General features: G+C 69.6%; 11 protein-coding genes. 1 reads left to right on the forward strand and 10 read right to left on the reverse strand.

All coding sequences use genetic code 11. From position 1 onward, the window contains the following. Positions 1 to 141 precede the first annotated feature (141 nt). From LAJ19_RS18805 to LAJ19_RS18830, 6 genes are all read right to left on the reverse strand, one after another. Complete coding sequence (locus tag LAJ19_RS18805) at positions 142 to 1,104, reverse strand: ArsR/SmtB family transcription factor (protein ID WP_349774856.1); 963 nt, start codon at positions 1,102 to 1,104, stop codon at positions 142 to 144. A 118-nt stretch (positions 1,105 to 1,222) separates the two neighbouring features. Beyond that, positions 1,223 to 2,524: a guanine deaminase gene (gene guaD / locus LAJ19_RS18810; protein WP_225524032.1), complete on the reverse strand. Its 1,302-nt coding sequence runs from the start codon at positions 2,522 to 2,524 to the stop codon at positions 1,223 to 1,225. After that, positions 2,521 to 3,390: a xanthine dehydrogenase accessory protein XdhC gene (xdhC, locus tag LAJ19_RS18815; RefSeq protein ID WP_225524033.1), complete on the reverse strand. Its 870-nt coding sequence runs from the start codon at positions 3,388 to 3,390 to the stop codon at positions 2,521 to 2,523. The genes guaD and xdhC overlap by 4 nt, the downstream gene beginning before the upstream one ends. Next, positions 3,372 to 3,590, reverse strand: a complete 219-nt coding sequence (locus LAJ19_RS18820) for a hypothetical protein (RefSeq protein ID WP_225524034.1) — start codon at positions 3,588 to 3,590, stop codon at positions 3,372 to 3,374. Before LAJ19_RS18820 ends, xdhC begins: the two co-directional genes overlap by 19 nt. Then, positions 3,583 to 5,937 (reverse strand): xanthine dehydrogenase molybdopterin binding subunit, encoded by a 2,355-nt coding sequence (xdhB, locus tag LAJ19_RS18825; protein WP_225524035.1) that lies wholly within the window; start codon positions 5,935 to 5,937, stop codon positions 3,583 to 3,585. The genes LAJ19_RS18820 and xdhB overlap by 8 nt, the downstream gene beginning before the upstream one ends. Next, positions 5,934 to 7,352 carry a xanthine dehydrogenase small subunit gene (locus LAJ19_RS18830; protein WP_225524036.1) on the reverse strand — a complete coding sequence of 473 codons (1,419 nt, stop codon included), beginning with the start codon at positions 7,350 to 7,352 and terminating at the stop codon, positions 5,934 to 5,936. The genes xdhB and LAJ19_RS18830 overlap by 4 nt, the downstream gene beginning before the upstream one ends. Before the next feature lie 286 nt (positions 7,353 to 7,638). On the opposite strand from LAJ19_RS18830, the gene LAJ19_RS18835 reads away from it, so the two are divergent. Continuing rightward, complete coding sequence (locus LAJ19_RS18835) at positions 7,639 to 8,574, forward strand: DUF808 domain-containing protein (protein ID WP_225524037.1); 936 nt, start codon at positions 7,639 to 7,641, stop codon at positions 8,572 to 8,574. A 586-nt stretch (positions 8,575 to 9,160) separates the two neighbouring features. On the opposite strand, the gene LAJ19_RS18840 is transcribed toward LAJ19_RS18835, so the two are convergent. The 4 genes from LAJ19_RS18840 to LAJ19_RS18855 form a co-directional block, all read right to left on the reverse strand. Further along, on the reverse strand, positions 9,161 to 9,799 hold the full coding sequence (locus LAJ19_RS18840) for a DUF4956 domain-containing protein (RefSeq protein ID WP_225524038.1): 639 nt from the start codon (positions 9,797 to 9,799) through the stop codon (positions 9,161 to 9,163). Further along, complete coding sequence (locus tag LAJ19_RS18845; RefSeq protein ID WP_225524039.1) at positions 9,799 to 10,614, reverse strand: polyphosphate polymerase domain-containing protein; 816 nt, start codon at positions 10,612 to 10,614, stop codon at positions 9,799 to 9,801. The genes LAJ19_RS18840 and LAJ19_RS18845 overlap by 1 nt, the downstream gene beginning before the upstream one ends. Positions 10,615 to 10,642: 28 nt before the next feature. Beyond that, the gene (locus LAJ19_RS18850; protein WP_225524040.1) at positions 10,643 to 11,971 is read right to left on the reverse strand and encodes a CotH kinase family protein; all 1,329 of its coding nucleotides are present in this window, start codon (positions 11,969 to 11,971) and stop codon (positions 10,643 to 10,645) included. 571 nt (positions 11,972 to 12,542) lie between these two features. Next, entirely contained in the window at positions 12,543 to 13,181 is a 639-nt protein-coding gene (locus LAJ19_RS18855) for a GNAT family N-acetyltransferase (RefSeq protein ID WP_225524041.1), read from the reverse strand.

A 13,181-nucleotide genomic window follows, 5' to 3' on the forward strand; every position in this document is an offset into this window, starting at 1 on the left:
GCACCGGACTCTCTACCCGCCGGGATGCAGGCGCCGGAAGGAGGAAACGCCGCACCCACGCTGAACCGGGCTTCCATATAAGAGGATGGACTTGAGTCCGGTTCACACCTCTGGCCGGGTTTCCGCCTGCTGCTTCTCCCGTCAGGTGGAGACGCTGTGCCCGTCGTCTCCGGCTTCAGCGGCCTGGTCGCCGAAGTCGTAGGTGGTCCGCATCACGAGATCCTGCTCATAATGCCCGAACTTCCGGCCGAACAGGGTCAGCCCCCCGCAGTTCCGGGCGTCTGCGCGAACCTCCAGTCTCACCTTGATCTGCGGACGGGTCTGCAGCCCCAGGGCCTCCACCGTGAGATCCGACAGACGCTCACCGTCGATGAACGCCCCGTCCCGCGTGACACTCCAGCGTTTGAGCAGCCCGTGCGTCGTCTGATCATCGCTCCACCAGGCAGGCGTGAGGTGCGTCCGCTGACCGCCGAAATCGCCGGGGCTGGTGTACGTGCCGACCTCGTGGCCGTTGATCAGCAGCGTGATGTCCGACGGCCACTGCGGGTCGAACTGAGGCGCTTCCGAACACACCTCCATACTGAGTTCCACGGCGTCTGGGCGGGCACCGAACGGCAGGTTGTTCGGGAAGGTGTACTCCACCGAGCCTGCCCGGCCGAACCACAGAATCTGCGCGTACACGTGGTCCGGCTCGAACATGCTGCGCGGATTGTCCAGCATCCCGATGATGCGCGTCTCGGAGGCCAGGCCGCAGGTCGGCTGCGCGTCGATGTGGGTGTAGTTCCCGATGGGCATGGACACGGTGACCTGGTCCGGGTTGGACTGCACGTCCACGCCCGGCAGGCGGAACATCACCTCGTCGTACCGTTTTGAGCAAAGTTTCTGGGAACCGCGCGTCCCGGGCTCGTACTCGAACGTGATCAACCCCGCGGCATGCAGGTGGTTCAGATTGAAATTCACTGTCGAGTGCGGCAGGTTCAGCGCTTCGGCCAGTTCAGACACATTCATGACCTTCTGGGACAGCTGGCTGAGCAGCAGCAGCCGCGTCTCACTGGCGAGCGCCTTAAGCACGGCGAGCGCCTCCTGTCCTTCCAACCTCAGCACGCGACCTTCTGACCCGGCCATCCGCCACCTCCGTGTGCCCCCGTCCGGGTTCTGCTTCCCGGAAGATAACAACTTCTCGCCGGAAGGGCGAGTCACGAGGCCCGGCAGGCCGCAGCAGTTACGCGCGGGTGTGCACGGCGTCCCCGGCAATCCAGACGCGCGCCACATCGGCAGGCGTCCCGGTGGCGAACGCGGCCGCCAGCGCCCGCTCGGCGCTGCTGGCGTGCCGGAACACGGCGTCCAGCGGCGTCCCCGCGTGGGGGGACAGGTGCACGGCGTCAAACTGCTGCCCGGGTTCAAAGGCCCCGACGTGCGGGAGGTCCAGGGCGTGGGCGCCGGCCTGCGTGGCGAGATACAGCAGGTGTGCCGGGCGCAGCGGCACACCGCGCTCGCCCATGAGATTCTGCAGGAAGTGCGCCTGCAGGCCCTCCTTGAGCAGCGAAAAGCCGGTGCCGCCGCCCACGTCACTGCCGAGCGCGACGTGCACGCCCGCGTGCAGGTGGCGGCGCAGCGGGAAAAAGCCGCTTCCCAGCGCCGCGTTGCTGCACGGGCAGTGCGCGGCCGTGCAGCGCGCGTCGGCCATCACGCCCAGTTCACGGTCGCTGGGGTGCACGTTGTGCGCCAGAACCGAATGCCGGCCGATCAGCCCCGCCTGCTCGTACGTCTCGAGGTAATCTCGCGCGCCGGGGAACAGCTCCCGCACCACCTGAATCTCGCGGGTGTTCTCGTTGATGTGGCTCGTGAAGCGCAGCCCGGGAAAGTCCCGCATCAGGGCGGCGCAGGCCTCCAGGATGCCTTCGGAGGCCGACAGGCTGAAGCGCGGCGTCACGGCGTACAGCGCGCGGCCCTGCCCGTGCCAGCGCTGAATCAGGGCCTTGCCTTCCGCGTAGGCGCGCTCCGGGGTGGTGTGCAACTCCTCGCGCAGCAGGCGGTCACTGACCACCAGTCCCGTCACGGCGCGCAGGCCGGCCGTCTGGGCCTCCTCGAAGAATTCGTGCACCGCGCCCGCGAAGTGCGAGCCGAACACCAGGGCGGTGGTGGTGCCGGCGCCCAGCAGGCCGCGGATGAAGTCGCGGGCCACGCCGCGGGCGTACGCGGCGTCCGCCATGCGGGCCTCTTCCGGCAGCGCGCACTGGTCCAGCCAGTCCAGCAGGGGCAGGCCCAGCCCCCCGATCACACGGACCTGCGGATAGTGCACGTGCGTGTCGACGAAACCGGGGAGCAGCAGCCCGCCGCGCAGGTCCGTCACAGGAACGTCCGGGTGCGCGGCGCGCAGGTCGCTGTACGGACCGCGCGCGGTGATCACGCCCCCCTGCACGAGCAGCCCGCCGTCCTCCTCGGCGCGCAGGGCGTCCTCGTACGTGAAGGGACTGACAGGCGTGTGGAGGAACGTGGCGCGGTACAGGGTGGGGGAAGTCATGGGGTCCTTTCGGGGGAGGTGGCGGCCGGAGCCGGGTCGAGCAGGGGCAGAAGCTGCGCCGCGACGCTCAGGGCGATAACGGCGGGGTGCTTGCGGTGCGGGCCGGTCATCAGCTCCGGCAGGCCGATGGGGGTGGTCACGCGGGCCAGGGCGCCGGGCGGGTGGCCCAGGTCACGCAGCTGCGCCTGAAACCGGGCCCATTTGGCGGCGGAGCCGATCAGGCCCAGGTGACCCAGGTCGGCGCGGCGCAGCGCCGCGTCAAGAATAGCGGCGTCTTCCGCGTGGTCGTGGGTGAACACCAGCAGGTGCGTGCCGGGTGGCAGGTCCGCCAGCACCTGTTCCGGAATGGGCGCGTGGTGCGGCTGGACGTGCGCGACGGCGTCGGCCAGGCACGCGAGCCGGTCCGGGTGAAGTTGCGCGGCGCGGGAGTCAACCAGGTGCAGCGTCAGTGGGTGGCGGGCCAGCAGGCGCGCGAGTTCCAGGCCCACATGCCCCAGCCCGAACAGCGCCACGTGCGCGCGCGGCGCCAGGACGACGTCGAGCAGCAGGGTGACCTCACCGCCGCAGCACTGCCGGCCGTACTCGTTCGGGGCGCGGTCCGTGAGGCGCAGCGTGAGGAGTTCCGGCCCGGCGGCGCCGCCCGTGAGAAGCTGCCGGGCGCGGTCCACGGCAGTGGCTTCGAGATTGCCGCCGCCCACCGAGTCCCAGGTGCCCCGGGCGCTCACCAGCATTTTGGCGCCGGCCTCGCGCGGCGCGTGCCCACGGACACCGACCAGCGTCACCAGCACGGCGGCCTCGCCGCGGGCATGCAGGGCGTTCAGGGCGGCCAGCCAGGGCGGGCCGGGCGTCAGGGCGCGCGCGTCCATTCCAGCGGCAGCAGGTCCATGGGGCTCAGGGGCAGCTCGTCGTCCCATTCCAGCAGGGCCAGCGCCTCGGCGTCCAGTTCACCGTCCCCCAGCAGGGCCGCGCCGCCCGGTGGCAGGTCGGCGTGCAGCAGGGCGAGGTCAGCGGCGTTCAGGGCGGACGCGGGCAGGGGCGTGGTGATGCGGCAGGCGGGTTCAGTCATGGCTCAGTTCCTTGGCGGGGTGGGCGGCGCGGGCGTGGTCCAGCGCCCAGTACACGGCTTCGGGGGTGGCGGGTGAGGCGAGAAGCACCACGTGCCCGGGCGGGCCGAACGCGGCGCACGCCTCACGCAGCGCCTCACGGGCAGAGATGGCGAGCATCAGGGGCGGTTCGCCCACGGCTTTGCTGCCATACACCACGCCCGTCTCGGTGGCCTGCTCGAGCAGCGTCACGTTGAACACCCCGGGCAGTTCGGAAAAGGACGGAAGTTTGTACGTGCTGGCCGCCTGCGTGAGCAGCCGGCCCCGTCCGGGACCGCTGGAGTCGTCCCAGCGGAGTTCCTCCAGGGTCAGCCACCCGACGCCCTGCAGGTACCCGCCTTCAACCTGCCCCAGGTCGATCAGTGGGGAGAGGCTGTCACCCACGTCGTGCAGCAGGTCAGCGCGGCGCACGCGGTACGCGCCGGTGAAGCCGTCCACCTCCACCTCCGTGACCGACGCGCCGTAACTGAAGTACTTGAACGGTTCACCCTGCATCGCCACGCGGTCCCAGTGCAGGCCCGGCGTGCGGTAGTACCCGGCGGCCCACAACTGCGTGCGGCGGTGGTAGGCATCATGCACGAGTTCCTCGAAGGTGACCCCGCGCTCAGGGTGCCCGAGGGGGAACACCTGCCCCGCCTGGAAGCGCACGTCGTCCGGATGCACGCCAAGCCGGCCGGCCGCCACCTCGGAAAGGCGCGCGCGAATCTGGTCGCAGGCGTCCTTCACGGCGCCGCCGTTCAGGTCCGCGCCGCTGCTGGCGGCGGTGGCGCTGGTGTTCGGCACCTTGTCCGTGCGGGTAGGGGCCAGCCGCACGCGGCCAGGCGGGACGCCCAGGGCGGTGGCGGCCACCTGCAGCATCTTGGTGTGCAGGCCCTGGCCCATCTCGGTGCCGCCGTGGTTCACCAGAACCGACCCGTCCTTGTACACGTGCACAAGGGCGCCCGCCTGGTTGTACGCCGTGAAGTTGAAGGAGATGCCGAACTTGACCGGGGTGACGCTCAGTCCGCGTTTCACGTGCGGGTTCGCGGCGTTGAACGCCGTCACTCCGGCCTGGCGGGCGTGAAAGTCACTGCTGCGCAGCAGCTGAGTCCACAGGGCGTGCAGCCGTTCGGCGTGCCGCACCGGCTGTCCGTACGGGGTGCATTCCCCGGGCTGGTAGAAGTTCCGTCGCCGGAGCTCGCTGGCGTCCAGACCGAGTTGCGGGGCCACACGGGCAAGGAGGTCCTCGGTGACCAGCATGCCCTGCGGGCCGCCGAACCCCCGGAAGGCAGTCTGGGACGTCTTGTTCGTCCGGGCGATGCGGCCATGCGCTTCCACATGCGGAATAAAGTACGCATTGTCGATGTGGCACAGGGCGCGCGCCATGACCGGTTCGGACAGGTCCAGGCTCCAGCCGCCGTCACTCGTAAGGGTCACCTGCAGCGCCGTGAACCGGCCCTCCGTGTCGAACCCGGCCTTCCACGTGGCGTGGAAGGGGTGGCGTTTGCCGGTCAGGGTCATATCCAGCGTGCGGTTCAGGCGCAGCCTCACCGGCCGGCCCGTCAGGGTCGCGCCGAGCGCGGCGATGGCGGCAAACCCGTGCGGCTGCATCTCTTTGCCACCGAACCCGCCGCCCATGCGCAGGCACTGCACGGTGACGGTGTGCGCCGCGACCCCCAGCACGTGCGCGGTGATGTCCTGCGTTTCAGTCGGGTGCTGGGTGCTGGCCTGAATAAACACCTGCCCGGCCTCATCCACGTGGGCGAGCGCGGCGTTGGTTTCCAGGTAGAAGTGCTCCTGGCCGCCCAGCTCGAATTCACCCTCAAACACGTGCGCGGCCTGCGCAAAGCCGACCCGCACGTCCCCACGGCGCAGGGTGGACTGCGCGCCCTGGAAAGCCTGGGCCTCGATGGCCTCGCGCACGGTGATCAGGGACGGCAGCGGCTCGTACGTGACCTGCACAGCGGCGGCGCCCTGCCGGGCGGCGTCCTCGGTGTCGGCCAGCACCCAGCACACCGCGTGACCGTGGTACATCACCTCGCTGGGAAACAGCGGCTCGTCGCCCTTCACCCCGGCGTCATTCACGCCCGGCACGTCCGCAGCAGTCAGCACCCGTGCCACACCCGGCACGAGCAGCGCCGCGGCCGGGTCGATCCCCAGCACCCGGGCGTGGGCGTGCGGCGCCTGCACCGGCCACGCGTGCAGCAGGCCACTGAGGCGCACGCCGAGATCATCGGTGTACAGCGCCTGCCCGGTCACGTGCAGGGCCGCGCTCTCATGCGGCAGGGCCTCCCCCACCACGCTTCCCTCAGGGCGGTCATGCAGGCTCACGCGCCGACCTCCGTGCGGGCGGACGCCCAGTAGAATTTCAGCAGGCTCTGCTCGAGCATGGCCGCCCGGTACGCGGCACTTGCGCGGTGGTCACTCAGGGGGGTGCCCGTGGCGCCCAGCACCCGCGCCGCGCGCCGGACCGTGTCAGCCGTCCAGGGCTGCCCTTCCAGGGCCGCTTCCGCTTCCAGGGCGCGCAGCGGCGTGGCCGCGACGCCGCCCAGGCCGATCCGGGCGCGGGTCACGACGCCGCCGTCGAGGGTCAGGGCGTAGGCGACCGCCACACTGGAAATGTCGTCGAAGCGCCGCTTGGTGATCTTGTGAAACCCCGTCAGGGGGGCCAGGGGCCGCGGAATCCGCACCGCCTGGATCAGCTCGCCCGGGGCGCGCACGGTCTGGCGGTACCCGCTGAAGTACGCGCTGAGCGGCACGGTGCGCGCCCCGAGCGGGCCCACCAGTTCCACGCTGGCGTCCAGGGCCAGCAGGACCGGCGGGCTGTCCCCGATCGGGGACGCCGTTCCCAGGTTCCCGCCCAGAGTCGCGGAATTGCGGATCAGCCGGGACGCGAACTGCGGGAACCACTCGGCCAGCAGCGGCACGCGCCCCGCCAGGCGGCGCTCCAGGTCGCTGAGGGTCAGCCCCGCACCCAGGCGCACAAAGGCCGGGTGTTCCTCGAACACCCGCAGTTCCGGCAGGGCGTCCACCGCCACGGTCACGGCGGCCCGCGCGCGGCGCAGGTTCACGTCCACAGCCCAGTCGGTGCCGCCGGCCAGGACCTTCGCGTCCGGGTGGGCGGCCAGCAGGGCCAGCGCCTCACTCAGCGTACCGGGCCGGTGAAAGGCGCCGTCCGCGGCCTGGAGCAGGGTCCGCGCCGGGCCGGGCGCCGGCAGGCTGCGGCGGGCCGCCAGCGGGTCCGCAGGGTCAGGGTCGCCCAGCGCGTACGCCGCGTCCTGAATGGGCCGGTACCCCGTGCAGCGGCAGAGGTTGCCGCTCAACGCGTGAATATCAAAGCCGTTCGGGGCGCCGTGCTCCCCGGGTTGCCGGCCGGGCCGCAGATACTCGGCCGTCATGCTCACCACGAATCCCGGGGTGCAGTACCCGCACTGCGACCCGCCCCGCACGGCCAGTTCGCGCTGCGCCGGGTGCAGGGCCGACGGGGACCCCAGACCCTCGGCAGTGACCACCTCAGCGCCGTCCAGAGCGGGCAGCAGGGCCAGGCAGGCGTTCACGCTGTCCCAGCGGGTGCCGCCGTCCGGGGCTGGCCGGGCGACCAGAACCGCGCACGCGCCGCATTCGCCTTCGGCGCAGCCTTCCTTGCAGCCGGTCAGGCCCTGGGCGCGCAGCGCGCCCAGCAGCGTTGTGTGTGCCTCGCAGTTCAGGTGCCTCGGGGCCCCGTTGATCGTCAGTGCAACCTGCATACTCCTCCTTTCTCCTCGTCAGTGTGAGTCAACGCGCGCCCTTCCCACGCCAGGGAAGGTGCACATGGTTCACGCCGGACGTGAGGTCAGGGGCGGGCCGCCGGTTATCCATGCAGAACGACAGCCTGGTTGTTCGTTGGCTCAGGATAATGCAAATTCGCCGCCCTGTCAGCCCGCAGCGCCGTACACGGTGACTGCGGAGTGGACTGCTATGCTGCCGTGCAATGCGTCACCTTGTCATGACCCGGTTGCGTTCAGCCCGTCCTGAAGTCCGCGGAGGGCGCGCGTGAGCGGGGGCCTTGTGGCGCTGCTCGATGACGTGGCCGCCATCGCGCGCCTCGCCGCGGCCTCCGTGGACGACATCAGTGCCGCCGCAGGACGCGCCAGCGTGAAAGCCGTGGGGGTGGTCGTGGACGACACGGCGGTCACGCCGCGGTACGTCACGGGGTTCAACCCGGACCGGGAGCTGCCGGTCATCTGGCGGATCGCGCGCGGCTCCCTGCGCAACAAGGTCGTGTTCATCCTGCCGGTGGCCCTGTTGCTGAGTGAAGTGCTGCCCGGCGCGATCACCCCGATCCTCATGGTGGGCGGCGCGTACCTGTGCTTTGAGGGCGCCGAGAAACTGCTGGAAGCCGTGCGGGGGGGACACGAGCAGGACGCCGCGACCGAAGCCCGCCTGGGCAGCCCCGAGCACGAACGGCAGATGATCAGCGGCGCCATCCGGACCGATTTCATCCTGTCTGCGGAGATCATGGCGATCTCCCTGGCGGAGGTCGCCAGCGAACCGCTGGTGCAGCGCGCCCTGATTCTCGCGGTTGTCGCTCTGCTGATCACGGCGCTGGTGTACGGCGTGGTGGCCCTGCTCGTCAAGATGGACGACCTGGGGCTGCGGCTGGCACGTGGGCAGACCGGCGCGGCCCGCGCGTTCGGGCGCGGCCTGGTGAAGGGCATGCCGGTCGTGCTGAGTCTCCTGGCGGGTGTAGGCACCGCCGCCATGCTGTGGGTGGGCGGGCACATCATTCTGGGCGGCGTGGCAGACTTCGGCCTGGACGGCCCGGAGCACGCTCTGCATGACCTGTCGGTGGCGGCCGGTCACGCCGTACCAGCCATTGGCGGCCTGCTGGAATGGCTGGTGGAAACGCTGGGTTCAGCGCTGGTGGGCGCCGTGGTGGGTTTCCTCATCGTGGGCGTGATGCACGTGGTAAACCGCGGCCGACACTGAAGGCCCGGCCCTGAGGGGGCCGACCAGCTTCGCCGGCCAGCCGGGCGGACGCCTGACGCGCCGCCGCAGGCCCCGCGCCCCAGCGAGCTTATTGCTGCGTTCACTGCGTCCTGATTCTCCAGTCGGGTGCCTCTGAAAGGTCAGACTGGACCGCCTTCCCCTGACCCGGCGTTTCCCTGGCGGTGGCCCGTCATGCGTTCCCAGGGTGGACCGGCCGCCCCAGGAAGAGCAGGCTGGCTTTCAGGAAGCTGAACAGCCCTGAGGCCCCCCTCTGCAGGACCAGAAGGGTAACCTCTGGCCCGCGGCCAGACCTTCTGATCCACGTCCGTGCGGAGGGTGGGCTGAACCGCAGTGAGGTTCACATCGACGCCTCTTCCTGCTCCACGAGCGTCTCCTGACGGCCCTGCGGCCGGCGGTCGTCACGGGTGAGGTCGCAGAGCGCGCCAGCATCAGGTCTGCCAGGACACAATCCGTTCAGGTGCCGGTACGCGGGAGAAGGTGCGAAAGCAGGCGTTTGCTGGTGGCCGCCCGGGCCTGCTTTCACGTGCGTTCAGTCGGTCGCCGCTTCGGAGGTTGACGCCGCGGGTCACGGAGCACTGTCCGGTTTGCCTGTCCCGGTGACGCCGGGAGGCTGGGCCTCCGGCGGGACGTGCGTGACGCGCAGCGTCACCACGTCTTTCAGAAAGTCCACCTCACCGATGTCAAGGCGCACGATCTGCCAGCCCGTTCGGGCCTCCAGGTCGGCAAGCAGGTCTGCGCGGCGGTCCGGGCGGATCAGATCAATCCGTTCGTACTGCACCGTCTGGCGGACCTCCTGCCTGCGGCGCTGGACACCCAGCAGGCGGCCGTCCTCGGCGGCAGCGGTGGCAAGGACGACGAGGGCGTTCAGCAGAATGAACACGAGAGGCGTGAAATTCCCGAGGGCGTTCAGGATGGCCAGCGTGGCCACCACGAACAGGTACGTCAGCGCCTTGTTGGAGATGCCCTCAGTGCGGTAACGCAGAAGACTGAACACGGCGAACAGACCGAACCCCAGTCCTGCGGGCAGTTCGAGGTTCATGAGCACGGAGGCGACGAGGAACGTCGTCAGTCCAAACACGAACAGACTGAACGCCAGTTCCCGGTCCCGCTGAGCCGGGTAGTAGAGCCACCGCACGATCGTCAGGACCGCGATGGTGTTGAGGAGAAGACGGCCGGCAACATCCAGGTGGAGGCCGGTCAGCATCACGCGTTCCCTGGGGCCGCGGACCACTTCGGCTGGGCGAGCCGGGCGAGGTGCAACAACTGCGGCTTAAAGGCGTTCCGTTTCAGGGTCGGGTACAGCAGGGCGCAGCCCACGCCGTATTTGCTGAAGGGCTGCCCGCGCAGCGCCTGCTGCTGGGCAAACGGCAGGAACGCCGACTGTGTGACGCCGCCGGCGCACTTGAGTTCAATCACCACAAGGTCAGGGAACGTGCGGGTCACGGCGCCGTCGGGGGAACTCAGGGTCAGGTTCAGGTCGAACGTGAGGCGCTCCTGGCGCGGCACGTTGACCAGTGTCAGGCGGTCACAGTCCACACGAAGTTTCGGTTCCAGCTGCGCAGTGCCCAGGGCCGGCAGGTGGCCGGCCAGGAATGCCGCCTGCGCCGCCGGGAGGTCGGTGCCGGGCGTCATCAGGGTGCGTTCCTTGCGGGTGCGGCCCTTGGGGTCGCGGAGTTTGACCTCCATGAACGTCTGGCCGGTCGCGCGGTACTGCCGGTAGCGGACCTTGTGCCGCCGCGCCTGACCGTTGTGGTGGGCGCGGTACATGCTGAAGTCCAGCGTGTCGTGGTACACGCTGCTGTAACCCTGGAGGCGCGTTCCGCTGATGTCCAGGGCGTGATAGTGCGCCCAGAGGGCGGGAAGCAGGTCACACACGAGGGGGAGGGTGCTGAGGTACTTGTATTCCACACGGTCCATCAGGGCCGCGGCCTGGGTGTCGGCGAGACTGATGGACCTGAAGCCCTGGAGGGCGTCATGAAGCGCGGAATGCGCGGGGTTGGGGGCACAGCTGTGTGGCATGTCATCTCCTCTGACGGGGGTGGGCAGCTTACCAGCCGGGTTTCATAAGGGCGTTGATGTTGCTGTCCATCCAGCGGGCGCGGGCGGTCAGCCAGGTGCGCAGGGCGGCGACGTCATCGGGGTAGCGGCTGGCGGCGGCCGCGCCGGGAATGACCGTTTGACCGGCGATGGGCCAACGCGTGAAGTTCCGCTGGGCCGGCAGGGTCAGGCGCGTGGCGTCGCGGTCGAGGTCACTGATCAGGCTCTCGATCGTGCCGGCGCTGCGCAGGGCCTTCCACCGCTGCACGAAGCGCCGGACAAAGGTGGGGTCGTCATACAGGACCTCGGTGAACAGCGCGGTCCGGAAAACCCAGCCGCTGGGCTGGTCGAAGTCGGCCCGGCCGCTGTTGCCCATGCCGCGGTCCATATCCCAGACCGGGCCGAAGGTTACGCGGCCGGGTCTGGCCGCGCCGGAGGCGCCGGACGCTGGCAGGTCGACCGTGAGGTAGGTGCTGGCGAAGAACGCGTCGGCATTCTTGAAGTACTCGTTGAGCAGCACAAAGTCCACGAGCGCGTCGAGGTCGACGGCATTCAGGTATTGGCCCCCCGGGCGTCCCGGGTCGGGGTGGTAAAGGGACTGCGCGAAGTTCACGACCACCGCTTCAAGAGCGGCCTTCATGGCGGAACTGAGCGCCTTCCCTTTGGGGCTCTCGATGACCAGTACCGTGCCGGATTCCGGGAGCTTGAAGCTCGCGTCGCCGGGTTTCACGCGGTCCGGGGGCGTGATCTGCAGCAGTGCGCCTTGGGCGCTCAGGGAGATGCGCTGGGCCTGCGGTTCGAGTTTTTCCTCCAGGATGTAGACGCCCTGATATTCGCCATTCAGGATGAGTTCGACCGGAACGGTGCGGCTGGCGTAACGGCCCAGGCGCCGTGACAGGTTGTACGCCACGCTGTCGCGCAGGAGGGTCGGGTCGGTGTACGCGGCCGACAGGATCCAGTTGCGACCTGCGGGCAGGCCCAACAGGCTGACTGGGCTGGCTTTCCCGTCAGCTCCCCGGGTTTCCAGGCTGTACTGCTTTTTGGGAAAGGCCTGAGAACTGGAGCCCCGGATTTCGATGCCAATGGCCCCCTGATAACTGTTGGGGGGGTCACTGGGGCGATTTCGGGTGGTGCCGCCCTGGTTCGTCACGCTGAGCGTGGCTGCCGTTTTGGGTTCGTCGTTGATGGCCCGTCCCTGAGTTGCGATGTTGAGCAGAGGCAGAGGCGTTGCGAAGGTCAGCGGGACAGCCACAGGGGCAGTTGAAGAGGTGCTTTGTCCGGTTACGGGGCCCTGAAGTGCACTGAACAGGATCAGCGCCAGCGCGTAGTTGGTCTTCATTCACACGCATGGTAAGCGCGTAAATACCGGGCAGCAGGGGGGTAAGTCCCAAGTGTGAATGCGGGATGAGGCTCATGCAGGCTGTGGGCGCGCCTCGGGTTAAGCCCCTTGGCCGGAAGCGCAGCCTGGTAGAAAGGTTCGCTCCCTGCTGCCCTCTGAGGCCCTCGGGTCGACGTGACCCAGGAGGCCTTGCGGCGGCAGTGAACCGCCCGGTCGCGGGGGCCTCCGCACATCGCTTGACAGGCCATTGACGCCACGACGCTTCCCGTGCTGGTGCACTGCTTGAGCGACGGCCCGCCGGGTGATCGTCCGGCTGGGTGAGCCGCCAGGGGCATCTGGTCTGGCACTCTGGACCTGTGGCGCTGCGGCGTGAGGTTCAGTGCCGTACTGCTGGCCTTCTTTCAGGCGGCCAGCCCGCGGCCCTGGGCCGCAGTTTTTCAACGGCGGCCCAGGAAAGGCCGGAAAGGGTGCGGGTTGCGACCGCCCGGCGGCAGGAGAAGGCACGCGTGAACCGCCCCCGTCACCACCGGTCTGGCGTCTGAATCTCTGGTGCCCTTGACAGCCAGCGGGTTCAGGGCAGGCGCAGGGTCAGGACGACGTGCTCCGCCGGGTGGCCCAACCAGGGGGTCCACAGAGCGCTGAGGCGGCGTTCAGTGACGGTAAAGCCGTGCCGGCGGTACAGGCGGAGCGCCGCGCGGTTCTCGGTCGTAGTGGAGAGCTGGACGCCCGGGACGTTCGCGGCGCGCAGCACGTGCAGGTGCGCTTCGAGCAGGGCGTCGCCCAGGCCGGCGCCCCGCGCTTCAGGCCGCAGGTTTATGTGAAGGTGTGCTGGGAAGCGGTCCTCCGGGGCGTGAGGGCCGGGGTGGCGGGCGGCGCGCCACAGGTACGTCAGTGAGGTGGGCAGGGCGGACGGTGGACGCGCCGCGCGCCACATGCCCGTGAGGACCAGCCGGGCCAGGGTGCGGCGGTACAGGGCGGGGTCGCGGGCGCCCACGATATAGCCGGCCAGTGTGGCGGCGTCCCGTGAAGGCGCCACGAAGCAGCCGTGCCCGGCCCCCTGGAAGTACGGCGCGGTCCACAGCAGCCTGAACAGCGGCCGTGAGGGAAAATACGTCTGGGCGCCCGCACCGAAGAACCCGGTGTCGTAGGCGACGTCGCCCGCGGCGTCCTGGTCGGCGGGCGTGGCGGGGCGGGGTGGCGGGAGCGGCAT

The sequence above is a fragment of the Deinococcus taeanensis genome, from assembly GCF_020229735.1.
Classification (GTDB): domain Bacteria; phylum Deinococcota; class Deinococci; order Deinococcales; family Deinococcaceae; genus Deinococcus; species Deinococcus taeanensis.